This window comes from Flagellimonas lutimaris (assembly GCF_003581615.1).
GTDB classification, from domain to species: Bacteria; Bacteroidota; Bacteroidia; order Flavobacteriales; family Flavobacteriaceae; genus Flagellimonas; species Flagellimonas lutimaris.
Map to the genome: position 1 here is coordinate 557442 of NZ_QXFH01000070.1, position 20072 is coordinate 577513.

Here is a 20072-nt window from a genome sequence, read left to right on the forward strand (position 1 = left end):
ATTTGAAGTGATAGAATATTCACTTTATTTTTCACCCAAAGAATCACCTCTGGCATGGCCAAAATAACCTCTAACGATCTCGGGGAAGAACCCATAGGAAAATTACTGATCAAACAGGCTGCACCCGCCTCTATCGGTATTTTGGTGATGTCCTTGAACGTTTTGGTAGATTCCATTTTTGTTGGTAATTGGATTGGCTCCATTGCCATTGCCGCCATCAATGTAGTGTTGCCAGTTTCCTTCTTTATTGCGGCCTTGGGAATGGCGATCGGGATAGGGGGTTCCAGTATTATTTCTCGAGCACTTGGTGCCAACAACAAAGAAAAGGCACTTAAAACATTTGGAAACCAAATCACATTGACCTTAGTGGTTACCATAACCATGGTGGCACTTGGACTTTATTATGTGGATACTTTGATTCCTGCGTTTGGGGGAAAAGGAACCATTTTCGATCCAGCAAAAATATACTACACCATCATTTTGTACGGGGTACCCTTCTTGGCACTTTGTATGATGGGAAATACCGTGATAAGGGCCGAAGGAAAACCAAGGTTTGCCATGATTGCCATGATCATTCCATCCATTGGAAACCTGCTCATGGACTACATTTTTATTTATGTTTTTGATTGGGGCATGCACGGAGCTGCTTGGGCAACCACGGTGGGCTATTTGCTTTGTTTCCTCTATGTGTTTTATTTCTTTCTATCGGATAATTCAGAATTAAAAATTAACATCTCCCATTTCGGTTTAGATCGTCCCATTTTAAAAGAGATTGGTTCATTGGGCTTTGTTACTTTGGCCAGACAGGCTGTAACCAGTATTACCTATTTATTGATGAACAATATATTGTTCAACTTGGGCGGGGAGGCCATGGTGGCGGTTTATGCGATTATCGGTAGAATGTTGATGTTTGCACTCTTCCCTGTTTTTGGTGTTACCCAAGGTTTTTTGCCCATCGCAGGCTATAATTATGGTGCGGTTAAGTACGATAGGGTAAAAGAATCCATTTATACAGCGATTAAATATGCCGCCTTGATGGCAACTATTGTTTTTGTGGTGCTAATGGTTTTCCCTGCGGAAATTGCATCATTGTTTTTAAGTGATCGGCCTGAATTATCTCCAGAGGAACTCGAAGCCAACAATTTTGTGCTGCAGCATACACCCTTGGCCATGCGTTTGGTGTTCGCCGCAACACCGATTATTGCCATTCAGTTGATAGGGGCCGCCTATTTTCAAGCCATTGGAAAAGCGATTCCAGCTTTATTGTTAACGCTAACACGACAAGGATTCTTTTTTATTCCTCTGATTTTAATACTTCCCAATTTTATGGGAGAAATAGGGGTATGGTTATCTTTCTGCATAGCGGATGTGCTTTCTACTATTGTCACGGGCTTTTTTCTTCAAAAGGAAATCAAATCCGAACTGTCCTAAATACTGATTCTTTGATTTAGAATGTTTAATTTGGACAGCATAACTAAGCATCCATGAAAAAAATTATTCTGGCGGGTCTTATTGCTATTTTGACAATCGCCTGCACCGAAAAACCTGAAGAAAAACCCATGTACACTCTGTTTGTTGGAACCTATACCGATGGTGATAGTGAAGGCATCTACACCTATACTTTTGATACAAACACAGGTGAGCTTTCCAACGAAAAACTGGCGGCAAAGCTTGCGAACCCATCCTATTTGGCCATTTCAGAGGACAAAAAGAACCTTTACGCTGTCCAGGAAACGGCTGATTTTGACAGCTTGGGAGGTGGTATTACCGCCTTTGGCTTGAACGAGAATGCATTGGAGCTTCAAAACAGTATTGGAACCCAAGGAGCGCACCCGTGCCACGTTTCACTTTCTGGCGATGGGCATTTGGCCGTTGCCAATTATACTGGAGGCAATGTGGCCTTATTTTCACTAAAAGATGATGGCTCGCTAGCAGATAACCCTCAGATTATCGATCATAAATCCTTGGACTCCGTTAAAACCTCGCATGCGCACATGGCCCAGTTCAATGTTGATGGGCTTATGGTGACCGATTTGGGATTGGATGCGGTTAAAAGATATCATCAAAAAGATGGAAATTTTGTACCTGCGGAACAAAATACGCTGCCCTTTGAAGATGGAGCGGGCCCTCGCCACTTTACCTTTGGCAAGAATGGTAAAATGCTATACGTTATCAATGAGTTGAACAGTACTATTTCCGTTTTTGAAAAAGATAGCGATAGTAACTACGAAGAAATACAAGTGGTTTCGACCTTGGATGCCGATTTTGATGGAGAAAGCTTTTGCGCTGATCTTCATTTATCGCCAGATGGAAAGTTTTTGTATGGCTCCAATCGCGGTGAAAACACGATTGTAATTTTTGCGGTGAACGCTACTTCGGGAGAATTGGAATTGGTAGGTCGAGAATCGGTACATGGTGATTGGCCCCGAAATTTTACTATAGATCCTAGTGGAGAATTCTTATTGGTGGCCAACAAAAAAACCAGTAATATTGCTGTCTTTAAAAGAGATGTGGAAAAAGGAAAATTGACATTTTTGAATGAGACCAATCACCCCAATCCGGTTTGTTTGGTGTTTAAGTAAGGTTACAAATGTCATTCTGAACGCAGTGAATAATCTCAAGTTCTGGGTAGAGATACTTCGTCGTCTTTTCTGACTCCTCAGCATGACATAGAGTTTGTTTTAGTTATTAGGTAGTTGATTTCTCTATTTTTTGGATAGAAAAACTATGACCCCAATAACTGCTAGTACTAACAGCACGGTAAAGAAGATTTTCCAAAAACTATAAGGTCGTGTACCCGATATTCGGCCATTCTCCCCATTGATAAAAAAGTTGTACTTCTTGCCATTGTATCGGTAGGCGCTTACATAAACGGGCAATAAAATGTGTTTAAAAGTCTCTTCGCTCAGTTGCATATCCATAGAGAGCACACGCTGGGTATCCCCGCCAATGTCTCGTCGGCACCATGTGTTTGCAATGTTTTTAGCTTCTTCCTTTGAATGCAAGTGACCATCTTTTAAAGGGATAGTATATTTTTCAGTTACAAATCCAGACAGAAATCCACTATCGAAAGGTTGAAGCTTTTTCAAATCCCAAAAGGCAATTTTACCTGGGATTCTTCCGGTTTTCTGGTGCGAAGCTTTGATTAAGGTATCGTCCACGAAGCCCGATACTTCTCCAGCAGCTGGGTACCATCGCGTTTTCCTGACCCTTTGGGTCACCATTTTTCCGTTGGCGTTGCGAACCCTTTTGGTCTCGTAATAATATTCGCCCCGTTGACCTGTGTAGGAGGCGTAGAGTTGGGCATCAAAGGTCCAGTAAGGCAAATAAAGGCCTTTGGTAAACTGAGGGTCCAGTGCCGCTTTTTTTAGATTGTTCGGAGCAAACCATAAACGTTTTACCCACTTTTTAAAAATGGTAAAGGATTGTTTTTTATCAATTTGAAAGGGGAGTACCGCACCGGGCAAAATCCAATTTTCTGTATAGGCATCTTCTATTACCAAAGGCTGACCACAATACACGCAGTGAAGTGATTTATAGTTTTCTTCCACATGTTGGTCTGCTCCACAATTTTTGCAATGCAGCATGGAAATTTCCTCGCTGTGCTTTTGCGCCCCCATCTCTTTTAAGAAAGGGTAAAGCTCCAACTCCTCGAACCCATTCTTATCTACAGCAATGGTTTCCTCATGCCCACAGTATTCACAACTTATACTTGTGGTGCCAGGTTTATACTTAAGCTCTGCCCCGCAATTGACACAGGCTTTTTTGAGTTCCGTCTTTTGGATTTTTTGTTCTTCCAATGGCTTATTTGTCATTCTGAGTGAAACGAAGAATCTCACTCATATACGATTAAAAAGTGAAATGAACAGAGATACTTCACTGGTTTCTCGACTATGCTCGAAACAACAGTTCAGTATGACAGTTTAAAACTATTCCGTTGGTAACGGTGGCGGTGTATTACCTCCCAAGAACGATTTTAAATCGTCCACATCTTTTAAGGCTGACCAAGCGGACATTCCCTGTTTCCAAACCAGGCTATCCCGGTTAATGGCTCGAGAAGCGAACAAAGATTGCATCTGTTCAAAGGTCACAGGACCATGCTGTACTCCGTTTGCCGCATAATAATACATGGTTTGCGTTGGCATCGGAGGAGGCACGGCTCCAGCCGATTGTTGTGAAGCTCCCTGTGGATTGGCATGCATGGTTCCGCCCATCATGCCGCCCATTTGTTGGGCCAATACAAATCCCATACCCATGCCCATTCCGGCACCGGCGGTACCGCCTTCGTTTTGGGCTGCGGCCTCGATGGCTTTGGCTGTTTTGAACTTGGTCAGTTTATCCAAGTCCAATTTATCAATGCGGCTATACTCGAAGATTTCTTTTTTAAGATCTTCGGGCATGGAGACATTCTCGATATAGAATTTCTCCAAGGATATACCTACTGTTTGAAATTCCGGGGCCATTACTTCACGGCACGTATCGGACAATTCGGAAGTATTGGCAGCGTAAAGTTCAATAGGAAGGTTGGCTTCACCAACGGTATCTGTAAATCGTGTTGCAATCAAACTTTTTAAGTGTTCGTTGATTTCAAAATTGGTAAAGTTGCTATCTGTACCAACGATATCCTTAATGAATTTTCCAGCATCTGAAATTTTAAAAGCATAGGTTCCGAATGCTCGTATTTCTACCAAACCAAAACGGTCATCACTTAAAGTGATGGGGCTTTTAGTTCCCCATTTTTCATCGGTAAAAAGGTGGGTGTTCACAAAGTACACCTCCGCTTTAAAAGGAGAATTAAAACCATATTTCCAACCTTTCAAAGTGGCAAGTATGGGCAAGTTTTTTGTGGTAAGGTCGTAGGTGCCCGGTTCAAAGACATCGGCCAGTTGACCTTCGTTGATGAAAACAGCGGTCTGCCCTTCGCGAACAATTAGCTTAGCGCCGTTTTTTATTTCATTTTGATACCGCTCGAAACGGTATGCAATAGTGTCATCGGTGTAATCCAGCCACTCAATAATGTCGATAAACTCGTTGCTGAGTTTTTCTTTTATTTTTCCAAAAATATCCATGGGTATAGTGTTTAGTTGTTAACTGCTTAAAGCTATAAAAAATGATGAAAGCTTGTATTTCATTTGTAGAAAAAGTAACAATATTGTTACAAACCGCTCAGCTTAAATTATTTTTAAGCCACTATGGATAAAAATGTACTTGGATCACCACTTCAGTCCTGCTGCATATCCCCAAAAACGGGCTATTATAGAGATGGTTTCTGTAAAACGGGCAATGACGACACAGGAAAACATATGGTATGTGCCATAATGACGGAAGAGTTTTTGCAATTCTCAAAAAGTAAAGGAAACGACCTAATATCGCCTATACCGCACTTTCAATTTCCGGGGCTAAAGGCCGGTGATAAATGGTGTCTTTGTGTTTCGCGTTGGAGAGAAGCTTATTTGGAAGGCGTAGCTCCACCTGTGATATTGGAAGCTACACATGAGAAAGCGCTGCAATATGTTTCATTTGAGTCTTTACTGGAGCTTAAAATGTAAGTAAATATTATCCTCTCAAATAATCCGTGCAGGATGCTAATTTGAATTGACCCTAAAGGTTATTTTCCTATTGGTAATTATTTTGGCCAGTACGCTTAGGTTAACATCTGCTTCGTCACAAAGTATGCTGTTGTCAACAAACTCCATACTGCATAGCGAAGGTGATGAAGAGCCCGAACCATCCATCCGCTCGCCAATTATGATATCTGTGGCCAAACTATTGTCCAAAGGAGAGTTTGGAGGAGCTACAGCATAAACCGTTGAACTTCCGTTTGCCGTGTAAGTGACTTCCCCGGTAGTTTCATTATAAGCCACGGTGTAAGGATTGTTTCCACTTAAAAAATTTCCAAAATCCTGGGTAAAGGTCTCGGTGAGACCAGTCACGGAGTTAATTACGTCAATTTCCAATCCCATTTCGTTGGGTTTAAAATGGTAGATCCTAAAGTTGCCAGCGGTAACAATATCGGCTTGACTTTCCTGGTCTTGGTATTCAAAAGAAACCGCGAAGCTGGTAAAATCAAAAATACCTGAGGAATTTGGTACCACGATATCAAAACCTGTTGAGCCACCCGACCCTGTGGGGAAATGAATTCCGCATCCTGTTTGGGCCGCATTTGGATTTACCGATGTTGCATCGGGTCCAATTGTAGCATCGGTTATGGATGGGGTATCAAAGTCGAAACGAGATACGATAACACTAGGGCTGCCATCGTCGCATACTCGATATGTAAAACTATCACTTCCAACAAAACCTGGATTTGGGGTGTAGTCAAAACCACCATCGCTGTTTAGATTCAAAACTCCTGAAGAGACATCTACTATAGGGGTGGTTTGCACACTCATGGTGCCATTTCCATTGGCATCGGAATCATTATTAAGCAAACCATTTGAAGCCATAATGTTCAGCGTGCTATTTAAACCTGCGTTGTAGGTATCATCCACTGCAAGCGGGGCTGCTTTTTGGGCATGAAGTGCAGCAGGTGTTATAATGAATAAGGCCAAGAGGCCCAGTATCAATGAAAACTGATTGAGGTTTATCCTTTTCATATGTTTTCGAAACTAATTCATTGGGAAGGAGTTCTAAAATTAATGTTGTGACTGTTAAAAAAATAGAGGTGATAGTACGTTTTTCTTTCATTAACTAAGCAAAACCTGCCGATTTTAAGCTATTTCAGTATTCAGCATGCCGGTTTTTGCTCTCAAGAAAAAATGACGGTGTCCAACAAAATGGCTCAATCAACCTAGGTGCGCATCCTTAGTCATTGCAACATGATTTAAGGTGTTGTTTTCCCAGCTTCTTTTAACATTTCCAGTACTTTTCCCTTTGGAAGCGCCTCAATTTTGTGCCCATCTCGTCCAATCATGGTTTCACCTGCAAAAAGAGAATTCAGAATAGCTTCTTCGGTTGCTTCAATGGTAGCAAGGAACAAAGGGGTCATAGCCCCATTCCTCAAAGTCGGATGTAATTGAATCGGGTCATCGCTCTGGTATGGAATTCGACATGCCTTTGCCGTGGAAACAGCAATCACGTAATCACCACTACCATTGCTTGCAATTCCACCTGTACGCGAAAGCCCCAACATGGCTCGCTTGGCCAAACGTTCCAGATTTCTGGAATCCAATGGAGCATCGGTGAGGACCACCATCATGCAAGAGCCATCAGGAGAATATTTAAAACTATTGGAATAGTGCCCCAACTTTTTGCCCACTTCCACTCCGGCTACTTGCAAAACCCCTCCAAAGTTGGTCTGCACCAATACCCCTACGGTATAACCTCCCGATTTTTTGGGCAATACCCTAGACGATGTCCCGATACCCCCCTTAAATCCAAAACAGATGGTTCCGGTTCCCGCACCTACATTGCCTTCGGTAACAGGACCCGATTTTGCATTTTTTATAGCTTTTAGCACATGCTCTTCCGTGACATGACGACCTCGGATATCGCTGAGGTAGCCATCGTTGGTTTCACCGATAACGGCATTTACCGAACGGACATTTTCATTTTCAGGCTGATGGAGCGTGTACCCAATAACGGCATTCATGGCTGTGGGAACACTCAAGGTATTGGTCAAAACGATGGGGGTTTCCAAATTGCCCAACTCTTTTACTTGGGTGTACCCAGCCAATTTTCCAAATCCGTTGCCCACATAGATAGCTGCAGGCACTTTTTCTTGAAAAATATTTCCGGAATGTGGTAAAATTGATGTAACTCCAGTTCGTATATCATCCCCTTGAATTATAGTGGTATGCCCAACTTGAACCCCAGGAACATCTGTAAGAGCATTGAACTGTCCGGGTTGTAATACCCCGATTTCAACACCATGGTCTCTAAGTCGGTTTTGTGATAGCATCAATAATGGGAATATGCAAAATAAAAAACAAAAGCTCTGGTTTCGTATGCTCATATCGATTATGATTAATCTTTTACCGCACTCACTGTAACCAATAACTGTCCCACATGACGTTGACTATGTTCTGCCGCATGAAAAAGCAATCCAATCACCGTAGTGGACAGCTTTTTTCTTCCCACAAACCGTTCGTCTGTAAGCGTCGTTTCGGGGATAGTTTTAAAATAGTCCAAAGCTTGTCCCACCTTTGTCTCAAAATCTGCTATTAATTTTTGGGATGATGGAGCCTTCTCTCCGTTCCCCTCGTTTTTTAAGAATTGAAATTGTGCATCTGTTAAGGTCTCTTCTTTAGCGTAGGTCAGTAATCGGTCCAACACACCAGTTAAATGTCTCAGGTGGAACCCGACCGAAGCCCTGCCAAATGGTTCTTCCCAAAGCTTATCTTCAGGAAAATTGGCTAAATACGTCTTTACTTCCCGAACGGATTGCAATAACGCATGTGCGGTAGGCTGCAAAAGTGCAGGTACATCTGGTATAGGACCACTTAACCAGTACTCTTGGGTGGATGACATAGAAAAATATTATTTCTTAAAAATCCCGATAATCTCCAGCCAAATATTTATTGGCTTTGTCTTCCTTAAATTGAGCAGTTTCTGCATCCCAATGCAAAGTTTCACCAGGGAATCGACCTGCAATGGTACCCAATAAAATAGTTTCTGTCAATCTTGCTGCATAATCAAAAGGAGCTGTCGTGGTGTCCTTGCCTAAACAAGCATCCACAAATTGGTGGTAGTGTTTAGGCCCTTCAGTACCATAGTTTCGGATAGGCTCGCCCAAATTGTGCTCTTCAGAGACCTTGGCGATTTCTTTGGAGATATCCACGTATTTCCCTTTTCGTATTTTCTTTGGTAATTGCATAAAGTGAGGTAGCAACAAACGCCCTTTGGTTCCGACAAACATGGCACCCTGTTCCGGTAGTTCGTTTTCACCTGCTACTCCTGCATCCAAGGAGATGCTATTTTCATCATTCTTATCAGAGGCCTTTTTGTCCTTTTTCATTTCCATTCCTGGTAACATAAGGTCTTCGTGCATTGCTGGAGCGCCGGGGCCATCGTACCAAATCCATTTCAAGGATTTGCCAGTATATTCGGTACCCGGGAACTCATAGGTAACCGTATTATTTTCTGGGAAACCAAATCCGTTCGTGGGTCGGCACTCTGTCATAATGGTTCTTGGAACATCCAGCTCCAATGCGTTATATGGTGTATCAAAAATATGCACGCCCATATCGCCCAAAGTACCGCAACCATAATCCATCAACTTTCTCCAATTTCCAGGATGGTACATTCCATCTTTATACGGCCTTTCTTTGGAGGTGCCCAACCAAAGGTTCCAATCCAATTGGTCTGGAACTGGGTCTTCTCCTTCAGGTAAAGGGCCGTCGTACCCCCAGTTTTTGGGAGACCAAGCATGTACCGTATGTACTTTTCCGATAATGCCGGATTGGATCAAAAGTGTGGCCAGTTTGTAATCGTAAAAGGAATGCACCTGAATACCCATTTGTGTGACCAAACCTTTTTCGGCCGCCAGTTTTTTCATCTCTCTGGATTCGGAAACATAGTGGGTCAATGGTTTTTGACAGTATACGGGCTTGTCCATGTTCATCGCCATCAATGAGGCAGGCGCGTGTGTATGATCAGGCGTGGAAACAATGACGGCATCAATTTCGTCACCCATTTCTTCCAACATGACGCGGTAATCAAAAAAGATACGAGCTCCCGGATGCATTTTATGTGCCGCTGAGAGATTAATAGCATCTACATCGCAGAGTGCAATTACCTCAACTGCTTCGTGGGATGAAACTGCCTTTAAATCCTCCATTCCCATATTACCGACCCCAATATGGGCCGTTCTAAGCTTATCTTTTGGAAATCCTGCTTTTAAAATAGAAGGAGCAAACATAATTCCTAGCGCTCCCACACTACTTTTCTTGATAAATTCTCTTTTGTTCATGGTCTGGAGGTTATAGTTTTTTAATTTTTATGTTTCTGAACCAAATGGGGCTCGCGTGATCTTGAAGGGCAATATAGCCTGTTTTAAATTTTCCGTAATCGGGGGCATTGTCCCATTTTCCCGAATTCTTTTTGGCTTGCCAATCTTCTGACCATGGCGTAAATTCCAATAACTTTTTGCCATTGAGCCAGTGCTCAACCTTTTCGGGGGTGAATATAATTTTAGAGGAATTCCATTCCCCTACAGGGTTCAGTTGTTTCTGTGATTCGTCCGCTGTATGCATGGCATAATCGGCCCCTGTTTTTTGCCAGTCTTGAAGTAACTCTGGATGCTCGGCACCAAATTGCGAGTTGTACCCTACCAAATCGTGGATGTTGGCATAGTTTTCATCATCTATCAATTGATATTCTGGGGCAACTTCGGGAGGGCCATCATATCCTTCTTTTACATGATAAAAGATTCCACTATTGGCTCCTTCGGGTATTTTCCATTCTAGGTAAAGTTCAAAATTACCGAACTCTTCGGCGCCATAAATAATATCTTTCCCGCCGGTATAATCTTGTTCCAGTCCCAATTCGGTATCAAAAGTGAGGACACTGTCTTTTATCGTCCATCCGGGAGGAAGGGAGTCCATGTTGTAGCCGCGCCAGCCTTCCAGACTGGTACCATCAAAAAGGTAGGTCCATTCAGATTTTTTCTCTTCGGGTTGACTTGTTGTTTCTTCTTTTTTGTTTGATTGGTCTTTACAAGCTGCAACGATTAAAAGTAAAATTGCGAACTTAAAAAATTTGAGCATGGTTTAGTTTTTGATTTTTATCTGCGAGGTTAAAGTACAAAATATTGGATAACTTTTTTTGCTCCTTTTTCACTACTTTTAAGGCAGACTAACTCAACACTTTTAAAATGAAGATTTGCTTTTTCAAAATCGGTATGCTCTTGCTTACCGTAACATTGTTTATTAGCCCAATGCATTCCCAGCGAAGGAACAAAAAACAAAGCGCACCGGAATATCCCGAAGAACTTTACTCAAGCTTAGACTACCGATTGATCGGTCCTTTCCGTGGAGGCCGTTCCGGAACGGTTGCTGGAGTGCCCGGAGAACCCAATCTATATTATTTTGGAGCCGCTGGTGGCGGTGTTTGGAGAACTACCGATGGAGGTCGTTCTTGGGAAAATATATCCGACGGTTATTTTGGTGGAAGTATAGGTGCCGTTGAGGTGTCCCAAAGCGACCATAATGTAATTTATGTAGGTGGAGGTGAGCAGACCGTTCGTGGTAATGTTTCATCAGGATATGGTGTTTGGAAAACTGAAGATGCGGGAAAAACCTGGAAATCTTTGGGCTTGGACAAAAGCCGTCATATTTCCCGAATCAGAATCCACCCAAAGGATCACAATATTGTTTACGCTGCAGTAATGGGAAATTTATACAAACCCACGGAGGAAAGAGGCGTTTACAAAAGTACAGACGGAGGAGAGACTTGGAAAAAAGTTTTATATGCCAATAATATGGCTGGAGCGGTTGATTTGACTTTTGACCCGAACAATCCAAGAATTTTATATGCATCTACATGGAGAATTGAACGTACCCCTTATAGTTTGAATAGCGGTGGAGAAGGTTCTGCGCTTTGGAAAAGTACCGATAGTGGAGAAACATGGACCGAGATTTCCAACAACGAAGGTTTTGCAACCGATACTTTAGGGATTATTGGTGTAGCCGTTTCACCCCAAAACAGCAATAGGGTTTGGGCCATGGTTGAAAACAAAGAAAAAGGAGGTTTGTACCGCTCGGAAGATGCAGGTAAAACATGGAGCCTTATCAATAGTGATAGAAGCTTAAGACAGAGAGCTTGGTACTACACTAGAATTTATGCCGATACCAATGATGAGGATGTAGTATATGTGCTGAATGTGAGTTATCACAAGAGTACGGATGGAGGAAAAACATTTGAATCCTCCAATGCTCCGCATGGTGATCACCATGACCTTTGGATTGCTCCAGAAGATTCCAACCGAATGATCATGGCCGATGATGGTGGAGCCCAAGTTAGTTACGATGGTGGCGAAACCTGGAGTACATATCACAACCAGCCTACAGCGCAGTTTTATAGGGTAACTACGGATAATGCTTTTCCATATCGCATTTATGTTGCCCAGCAAGATAACTCAACTGTCAGAATCAATTATAGAAGCGACGATGGTTCGATTGGAGAAGATGACTGGGAATCAACCGCAGGAGGCGAGTCAGCCCATATTGCCGTAGACCCAACTAACAATGATATTGTATACGGTGGTAGTTATGGTGGATTTCTTACTCGTGTTAACCATGCTAAAAATACCAGAAGAGCTATAAATGTTTGGCCCGATAACCCTATGGGTTATGGTGCGGAAGGTATGAAGTATCGTTTTCAGTGGAACTACCCTATCATGTTCAGTAAGCACGACCCTAAAAAATTATATACCTTCTCCAACCACGTGCACATGTCTACCAATGAAGGACAAAGTTGGGAATTGTTGAGTGATGACCTTACTCGTAACGACCCCACAAAATTGGTTTCCAGTGGGGGACCGATTACACAGGATAACACAAGTGTGGAATATTACTGTACCATTTTTGCAGCCAACGAAAGTCCTTTAAAAGAAGGTTTGCTTTGGGTGGGTAGTGATGATGGTTTGATTCATGTGACCAAAAATGGAGGACAAACCTGGGAAAATGTTACCCCTCCGAATATGCCCGAGTGGAACATGATCAACAGCATTGAACCTTCCGCTTTTGATGAAGGCACTTGTTATGTAGCTGCTACACGATACAAATTGGGAGACTTTGCACCCTACTTGTACAAAACCACCGATTATGGAAAAACTTGGACAAAAATTACCAACGGGATAGAGGATGAACACTTTACCCGTGTAGTAAGAGAGGATCCTAAAAGAAAAGGTTTATTGTATGCAGGAACCGAAACTGGAATGTATATTTCTTTTAATGATGGAGCCAATTGGGAAAAGTTTCAGCTGAACTTGCCCATCGTTCCTATTACGGATTTGGCCATTAAAGATGATAACTTGATTGTTGCTACCCAAGGTAGAAGTGTTTGGGTGATTGATGACCTTACGGTATTACATCAATTGGATAATGCCAAGAAATCGGCAGATGCCATTTTGTACAAGCCAAGAGATAGCTATAGAACCAAAGGTAGGGCAGCAAGTAGGCCATCTAAAACAGAAGGCGAAAACCTGGCCAATGGAGTAATTACCCATTTTTACTTGAAAGATTTCTCCGAAAAGGACAGTATAGCGTTGACCTATACCAAAATGAACGGAGATACCTTGGCTACCTACAGCACTTATGCGGAGGAAAAAGACAAAAAGTTAGAGGCAAAAAAGGGAGGCAATACCTATGTTTGGAATACACGAGGAAAAGGAGCCGAAATGCTGAAGGGTATGATTCTTTGGGGGGCCAACTTAAGAGGACCAAAAGCTGTTCCCGGAACATACAAGGTTAGGTTGAATGTAAATGGAACTGATCAAACAGAGGAATTTACCATCCTTCCCGATCCTAGGGCCGAGGTTACAGTGGCTGATATGCAAAAGCAATACGATTTCATCACCGAAGTGAACGAAACTGTGGACAAGGCACATCAATCTATCAAAAAGATTAGAGCTATTAATGGCAAGTTGGATGAATTCATCAAAAAGTATAAAGACGATGAAGCAACCAAAGCTTTAGTGGAGAAAGCCAAAAAGATGAAGGAAGAATTCAGTGCTATCGAAAAAGAATTGTATCAAACCAAGAATAGAAGTCGTCAGGATCCATTGAACTTCCCCATCAAGTTGACCAATAAATTAGCGCATTTGAACAGTTTGGTTTCCTTTGATGATTTCCCGCCAACAGAGCAGGATATCGCTGTTAAAAATGAGATGTCAGGAAAGATAAACGCTCAATTGAACGCTTTTGATGCCTTGGTCGAGAAGGAGATTTCGGCTTTCAATGCAGAGTTCAATCAACTCAAATTAAATTATTTGAGCATCGAAGAATAAATGGATAAAGCCCTTATGTTTTTGCATAAGGGCTTTTTTTACAATGTATACTAGCATTACAAACCAACCTTAACCATGAAAAAAGGATTACTTCTATTATTAATTACATTATTTGGCACCTCTGCCTTTGCCCAGACCGCCAACGAGTATTTTGAACCCATGAAATTTCGGAACATCGGCCCTTTTAGGGGAGGACGTTCCGTAACAGCAAGTGGTGTCGTGGGTGATCCGCTTACGTATTATATGGGAACCACTGGTGGCGGACTTTGGAAAACCGCTAATGCAGGAGGTCAGTGGGAAAACATTTCGGATGGATTTTTTGAAATGGGTTCCGTGGGTGCGGTTTCTGTTTCGCAATCCAATCCGAACATCGTTTATTGTGGCATGGGGGAACATGCGCCAAGGGGTGTGATGACTTCTTATGGTGATGGCATGTATAAATCCAACGATGCTGGAAAAACCTGGATTAAGTTAGGGTTGGAAAAAACGCAGCATATTTCCCGAATAGTTATTCACCCGACTAATCCAGATATTGTTTACGTAGCCGCCCAAGGAGCTTTGTACGCTCCAAACGAAGAGCGTGGGGTGTATCGTTCCATGGATGGAGGGAAAAGTTGGGAGAAAATCCTATACGTGGACGAAGGTACTGGAGCCGTAGAGCTTTCCATGGACGCCAACAATCCTTTGGTTTTGTATGCTGCTATGTGGGAGCATCAGCGTAAACCCAACAAAGTTATTAGTGGTGGCCCTGGGAGTGGACTTTATAAAAGTACCGATGGAGGGGATACTTGGAAAGAAATGACCAAAGGTCTTCCCGAAGAAAAAGGGAAAATGGCTATTTCAGTAAGCCCTGCAAATTCGAATAAGGTATATGCTTTAATTGAAAGTGATTCCAACCAAGATAAAGGAGGTTTGTTCGTCTCCAATGATGCAGGTGATAGCTGGCACATGGTAAGTGGCGATAACCGATTAGTACAGCGTGCTTGGTATTATATTGAAGTATTTACCGACCCCAATAATGAAAACACAGTGTATGTATTAAGTGCCCCAATGATGCGTTCCGAAGATGGTGGTAAAACTTGGAAAACCATTTCCGTACCCCATGGAGATACACATGATTTGTGGTTCAATCCAAATGATTCGAAAAATATGGTCATGGCCAACGATGGTGGAGCTACAATTACGTTTGATTATGGGAAAACTTGGACACCGCTAGATAATATGCCGACAGCACAGTTTTATCGTATCAATACCGATAATCTTTTTCCATACAATATTTATGGTGGTCAGCAGGACAATACTTCTGTTAAAATAGCAAGTCTTTCTGTAGGTCGATGGAGCATAGGTAGAGAAGATTGGCACTATTCCGCAGGGGGTGAGAGTGCCTTTTTGGCTTTTGACCCCGATGACCCACGCTATGTAATGGGCGGAAGTTATTTAGGAACCATTGAGTTGTTGGATATGGAATCCAAAATGTCCAGTAAGGTCATGGCGGCACCAATTCAATATTTGGGACGGGATGCGCGCGACATGAAATACCTTTACAACTGGAATGCGCCGGTAATTTGGTCCAAGCACGAACCAGGGACTTTTTATCATGGAGCGCAATTGGTTTTGCGTACTAGGGATAATGGGGTGACATGGGAAGAAATATCCCCAGACCTCACTAGAGATCAAGATGAATTGCAAGGAAAAGGTGGTGGCCCCTACACGAACGAAGCCGTTGGTGCTGAAAACTATGGAACCTTGGCCTATATTATTGAATCTCCACATGAAAAAGGGGTTTTGATTACCGGCAGTGATGACGGTTTGGTGCACATTACCCAAAACGGTGGTGAATCTTGGGAAAATATAACCCCAAAGGGGTTAAAAGAATGTTTGGTGAACGCCATTGAAGTATCACCCCACGACCCAGGCACTATTTATATAGCCACCACCCGTTATAAATTTAACGATTATACCCCAGGTTTGTACAAGAGTGCCGATTACGGAAAAAGTTGGACGAACATTAGTGAAGGAATTCCTTACGGAGCCTTTACGCGAGTAGTGCGTGAAGACGAAGATCAAAAAGGATTGTTGTATGCAGGTACCGAAAAAGGACTTTATGTTTCATGGAACGATGGAAAAAAATGGGAGCCGTTACAATTAAATCTGCCTAAAACTCCGATTACTGATTTAAAGGTGCATCAAGGAGACTTGATTGTGGCAACATCGGGAAGGTCGTTCTGGATTTTAGATAATATTACTACGCTTTCACAATATAAAGGCGATGCGAAAGCATTGCAAATTTACAAGCCGGAAGAAGCCATTCACGGTAATTGGGGAAGTCAACTGAACAGCACTTCCAAGAGCGTAACAGGGACCAGTTCTTTTGAAGGGGTAAACCCAGCCAATGGCATGGTGATTTACTATAACCTTCCAGAAAAAATGGATTCTACCGAGGTAACCATGGAGATTTTGAACAGTCAAGGTAAACTGGTCAGAAGTTTTACATCAAAAAAAGATGAAGATTATATTCCAAATAATGGGGGTGGTGCCCCACCAGCTCCTGTTTTAGGAGCGGACAAAGGATTGAACCGTTTTGTTTGGGATTTAAAAACCGCGATTGTGCCGGGAGTACCGGGAGTTTATATCGAAGCCAATTTTACAGGGCATAAAGTATCGCCAGGAAATTATACCATCAATTTAACAGCAGGAGGGGAGACAGTTTCAACACAAGGAGCCGTTGTTCCAACACCAGGTACAAATGTAACTTCGGAACGTTTTGCCGAATATGATGCCATCATGAACGATTTCGAGGCCAAACTAACCGAGATGCACAACAAAGTGAACAAATTGAAAGAAGTGCAAGGTATATTGGAGAAATTATTAAAGGATTTGGATAATGATGACCTCAAAAAAGAAGGTCAAGTACTGTTGGATAAACTAAAAGTCTGGGACGAGGATATGGTGCAGCGAAAATCGCAGGCTTATGACGATGTGGAGAACTTTCCCAATAAATTTACTGCGGAATACCTATTCGTAATGAACCACAGTAATAGTGCATTGCCTCAAATCAATCAACCATCAAAAGATAGAAAGGCAGAACTGGATGCGCAATGGGTTGGATTAAAACAGCGTGCAGAAGTTCTAATGAATACAGAAATACCTAATTTTAATGCCAAACTCTGGGAGAATGGCATTGGTGCTATTCGGATGTAAAACATAAATACTGAGCAATTGCTATATCCATATATAAAATCGTTGCACCTCATTTTTGTGGTAACCTGGTTTGCTGGTTTGTTTTACATACCCAGGCTCTTTATCTATCATATTGAAGCTTGGCAAAAACCATCACCTGATAAGGAAATCCTTTCCGATCAACTAAAGTTGATGACGAAACGATTGTGGTATATCATCACTTGGCCGTCAGCTATTTTATGTACGCTTACGGCCATTTGGTTGTTGGTTTTGATGCCTGCATGGTTGCAGCAACCTTGGATGCATGTTAAACTGGCTTTTGTACTATTACTTTTTGGGTATCATTTTAAATGTCATCAAATTTTTAAGCAATTACAGCGGGATGAGGTTAAATACACCTCAAAATTTATGCGAATTTGGAATGAGGTAGCCACCATCATTCTTTTTGCCGTCGTGTTTCTGGTCGTTTTAAAAAGTGCTTTCAATTGGATTTACGGTATTGTGGGCATGTTTGTTTTGATGATACTTTTGATGTTGGGTATTCGATGGTATAAAAAGGTAAGGGACCGAAACCCCAACGCCTAGCTGAAAACTACTCGAAAGAAATCACGGCTTGGCTCGATAATTGCTTAAATTTAACATCAAATCAAGCTAGCTTGTTTAGAAAAATTTCCTTACGGTCACGCATATTCTTTGCCATGATTACATTGGTGGTGGTCGCTTCTATCTTGATCGCCGGTGTAACGGTCTATCAGTATAAAGAGCAGGGAAACGATTACCACACGGAAAGATTGGAGCGAAAGGAGGAACAGCTGATCAAAAGCATCAACTATACCTTAAAGGAGACTACTTACCCTATAACCACAGAAAATCTGCATCTTATTTTCAGTGAGGATATTTATAAGATAGCGAACATTCAAAATGTAAACTTCAATATTTACGACCTGGAGGGTAATTTGATCAAAAACTCAAGGCCCAGTTTTGATTCGAACACAATTGCGACCTGTCTTGATGCAGAAGTGCTCAATTTTTTGAGAGAAAGTAGCGAATCCCGATTTGTTGAGGAAAAAAGGGCCGCGGGGGATAACTATCAGTCAACCTATACCTATATCTACGACCTCAAGTTTAAGCCTATCGGTATATTGCACCTGCCCTATTTTGAAGATAATACCTTCAATAATATGGAGTTGAAGGAATTCCTTTTCAGGTTGGGATTGGTATATGTTTTAATGCTGATCGTTGCCATTATCCTGGCATATTTCATTTCAAAATATATTACAAGATCGCTTCAGACCATATCGGATAAGATGTACCGGACAAACCTGACCCAGCAGAATGAAAAAATTTATTTGGAAAGCCCGGGTGAGGAAATCGGCAAACTGGTGGATTCGTACAACAGAATGATTGATGAGTTGGAGGAAAGTGCTGTAAAATTGGCCAGAAGTGAACGGGAACAAGCTTGGCGGGAAATGGCCAAACAGGTGGCGCACGAAATTAAAAACCCGTTAACGCCCTTGCGTCTTACGGTGCAGAGTTTTGAACGTAAGTTTGACCCTGAAGACCCCGATATACAGAAAAAGGTAAAGGAGTTTTCCAAAACGTTGATTCAACAGATTGACACCATGAGCAATATTGCCACTGCATTCTCCAGCTTTGCGGATATGCCTGCCCAGCAAAACGAAACCTTGAATGTGGTCAAGGTAGTACGATTAGCCCTGGAGATTTTCAACGAGGATTATATTCATTTTATAGCCGACGAAGAAGAAATTATTGCCAAGCTGGATCGTACCCAGCTGATACGGGTAATCACCAATTTGGTAAAGAACGCGATACAAGCAGTGCCCAGTGTGGATTCTCCACGAATATTGGTCACTGTTGCTTCGGATGGGCCAGAGGTGAAGATTTCGGTAGCTGACAACGGTATTGGAATATCCGATGAGTTTAAACACCGCGTTTTTGAACCCAAGTTCACTACAAAGTCTAGTGGTACAGGTTTGGGGCTTGGTATGGTAAAGAACATTGTGGAAAACTATGGAGGAACTATTACCTTTACCTCAAAGGAGGGGAAAGGAACTGTTTTTTGTATCAAATTCCCGAAAGAATAAAAATAATAATGGCGGACACTTTATAGGCCGTTTCAAATATCAGTATATATGGATTTCGAAAACATCTACATTGAAGAAGAGAACAATTTGGCCACGATAACCATAAACAGACCCAAAAAACTCAATGCCCTCAATAAACGAACTATTGAAGAGCTACACGTAGCCTTTAAAGAATTGGATGAGGATAATGAGATTAAGGTAATCATTCTAACGGGTAGCGGAGAAAAAGCCTTTGTGGCAGGAGCTGATATTTCAGAATTTGCCAACTTTTCAGTTAAAGAGGGTCGCCAATTAGCAGCTGCTGGGCAGCGAAACCTATTCGATTTTGTAGAAAACCTTTCCACACCCGTTATTGCGGCCATAAATGGTTTTGCACTAGGCGGTGGTTTAGAGTTGGCCATGGCATGTCATTTTCGGGTCGCCAGTAGTAATGCCAGAATGGGATTGCCCGAAGTCTCCTTAGGCGTAATTCCCGGGTATGGAGGTACGCAGCGTTTACCTCAATTGGTCGGAAAAGGAAGGGCCATGGAAATGATCATGACGGCCGGCATGGTTGATTCCGATAAAGCCTTTGGGTATGGATTGGTGAATCATGTAGTATCCAGCGAGGAATTATTGCCATTTTGTAGAAAAATTGCAAGCAGGATATCGAATAATTCCTCAGTGGCCATAAAACACGCAATAAAAGCAATAAATGCTGGTTTTAAGTATGACGCTGATGGCTATTCGGTGGAAATTGATGCTTTTGGCAATTGCTTTGGAACCGAGGATTTTAAAGAAGGCACCTCCGCGTTTTTAGAAAAACGTAAAGCAGATTTCCCTGGATCATGACCATTGGC

General features: G+C 42.2%; 15 protein-coding genes. 8 read left to right on the forward strand and 7 right to left on the reverse strand.

The window, feature by feature from the left end; translation table 11 throughout:
- The first annotated feature begins 54 nt into the window (after positions 1-54).
- Positions 55-1431: an MATE family efflux transporter gene (locus D2V08_RS06940; RefSeq protein ID WP_119607319.1), complete on the forward strand. Its 1377-nt coding sequence runs from the start codon at positions 55-57 to the stop codon at positions 1429-1431.
- Positions 1432-1484: 53 nt separating this feature from the next.
- Complete coding sequence (locus D2V08_RS06945) at positions 1485-2582, forward strand: lactonase family protein (protein WP_119607320.1); 1098 nt, start codon at positions 1485-1487, stop codon at positions 2580-2582.
- Positions 2583-2705: 123 nt separating this feature from the next.
- On the opposite strand, the gene D2V08_RS06950 is transcribed toward D2V08_RS06945, so the two are convergent.
- Both D2V08_RS06950 and D2V08_RS06955 read right to left on the reverse strand, forming a co-directional pair.
- Complete coding sequence (locus D2V08_RS06950) at positions 2706-3800, reverse strand: TFIIB-type zinc ribbon-containing protein (RefSeq protein ID WP_119607736.1); 1095 nt, start codon at positions 3798-3800, stop codon at positions 2706-2708.
- A 129-nt stretch (positions 3801-3929) separates the two neighbouring features.
- The gene (locus tag D2V08_RS06955) at positions 3930-5069 is read right to left on the reverse strand and encodes an SPFH domain-containing protein (RefSeq protein WP_119607321.1); all 1140 of its coding nucleotides are present in this window, start codon (positions 5067-5069) and stop codon (positions 3930-3932) included.
- Positions 5070-5192: 123 nt separating this feature from the next.
- Between D2V08_RS06955 and D2V08_RS06960 the strand changes: the two genes are divergently transcribed.
- The gene (locus D2V08_RS06960) at positions 5193-5549 is read left to right on the forward strand and encodes a DUF2237 family protein (RefSeq protein ID WP_119607322.1); all 357 of its coding nucleotides are present in this window, start codon (positions 5193-5195) and stop codon (positions 5547-5549) included.
- 36 nt (positions 5550-5585) lie between these two features.
- Here the strand turns inward: D2V08_RS06960 and D2V08_RS06965 are convergent, their stop codons facing one another.
- From D2V08_RS06965 to D2V08_RS06985, 5 genes are all read right to left on the reverse strand, one after another.
- Complete coding sequence (locus tag D2V08_RS06965; protein ID WP_119607323.1) at positions 5586-6596, reverse strand: Ig-like domain-containing protein; 1011 nt, start codon at positions 6594-6596, stop codon at positions 5586-5588.
- Between the two features lie 227 nt (positions 6597-6823).
- On the reverse strand, positions 6824-7900 hold the full coding sequence (locus D2V08_RS06970; RefSeq protein ID WP_245980526.1) for a DmpA family aminopeptidase: 1077 nt from the start codon (positions 7898-7900) through the stop codon (positions 6824-6826).
- Positions 7901-7965: 65 nt separating this feature from the next.
- The gene (locus tag D2V08_RS06975) at positions 7966-8469 is read right to left on the reverse strand and encodes a DinB family protein (protein WP_119607325.1); all 504 of its coding nucleotides are present in this window, start codon (positions 8467-8469) and stop codon (positions 7966-7968) included.
- A 16-nt stretch (positions 8470-8485) separates the two neighbouring features.
- Positions 8486-9910, reverse strand: coding sequence for a Gfo/Idh/MocA family protein (locus D2V08_RS06980; protein ID WP_119607326.1), 1425 nt, complete (start codon positions 9908-9910; stop codon positions 8486-8488).
- A gap of 10 nt (positions 9911-9920) precedes the next feature.
- A complete protein-coding gene (locus D2V08_RS06985) occupies positions 9921-10706 on the reverse strand; it encodes a 3-keto-disaccharide hydrolase (protein WP_119607327.1) in 786 nt (261 codons plus the stop codon).
- 107 nt (positions 10707-10813) lie between these two features.
- On the opposite strand from D2V08_RS06985, the gene D2V08_RS06990 reads away from it, so the two are divergent.
- From D2V08_RS06990 to D2V08_RS07010, 5 genes are all read left to right on the forward strand, one after another.
- On the forward strand, positions 10814-13948 hold the full coding sequence (locus D2V08_RS06990) for a WD40/YVTN/BNR-like repeat-containing protein (RefSeq protein WP_119607328.1): 3135 nt from the start codon (positions 10814-10816) through the stop codon (positions 13946-13948).
- Between the two features lie 75 nt (positions 13949-14023).
- A complete protein-coding gene (locus D2V08_RS06995) occupies positions 14024-17149 on the forward strand; it encodes a VPS10 domain-containing protein (protein WP_119607329.1) in 3126 nt (1041 codons plus the stop codon).
- Positions 17150-17167: 18 nt separating this feature from the next.
- On the forward strand, positions 17168-17713 hold the full coding sequence (locus D2V08_RS07000) for a CopD family protein (RefSeq protein ID WP_119607330.1): 546 nt from the start codon (positions 17168-17170) through the stop codon (positions 17711-17713).
- Between the two features lie 113 nt (positions 17714-17826).
- Positions 17827-19233: a sensor histidine kinase gene (locus D2V08_RS07005; protein ID WP_119607331.1), complete on the forward strand. Its 1407-nt coding sequence runs from the start codon at positions 17827-17829 to the stop codon at positions 19231-19233.
- A gap of 48 nt (positions 19234-19281) precedes the next feature.
- Positions 19282-20064 (forward strand): enoyl-CoA hydratase/isomerase family protein, encoded by a 783-nt coding sequence (locus D2V08_RS07010; protein ID WP_119607332.1) that lies wholly within the window; start codon positions 19282-19284, stop codon positions 20062-20064.
- Positions 20065-20072: the final 8 nt, after the last annotated feature.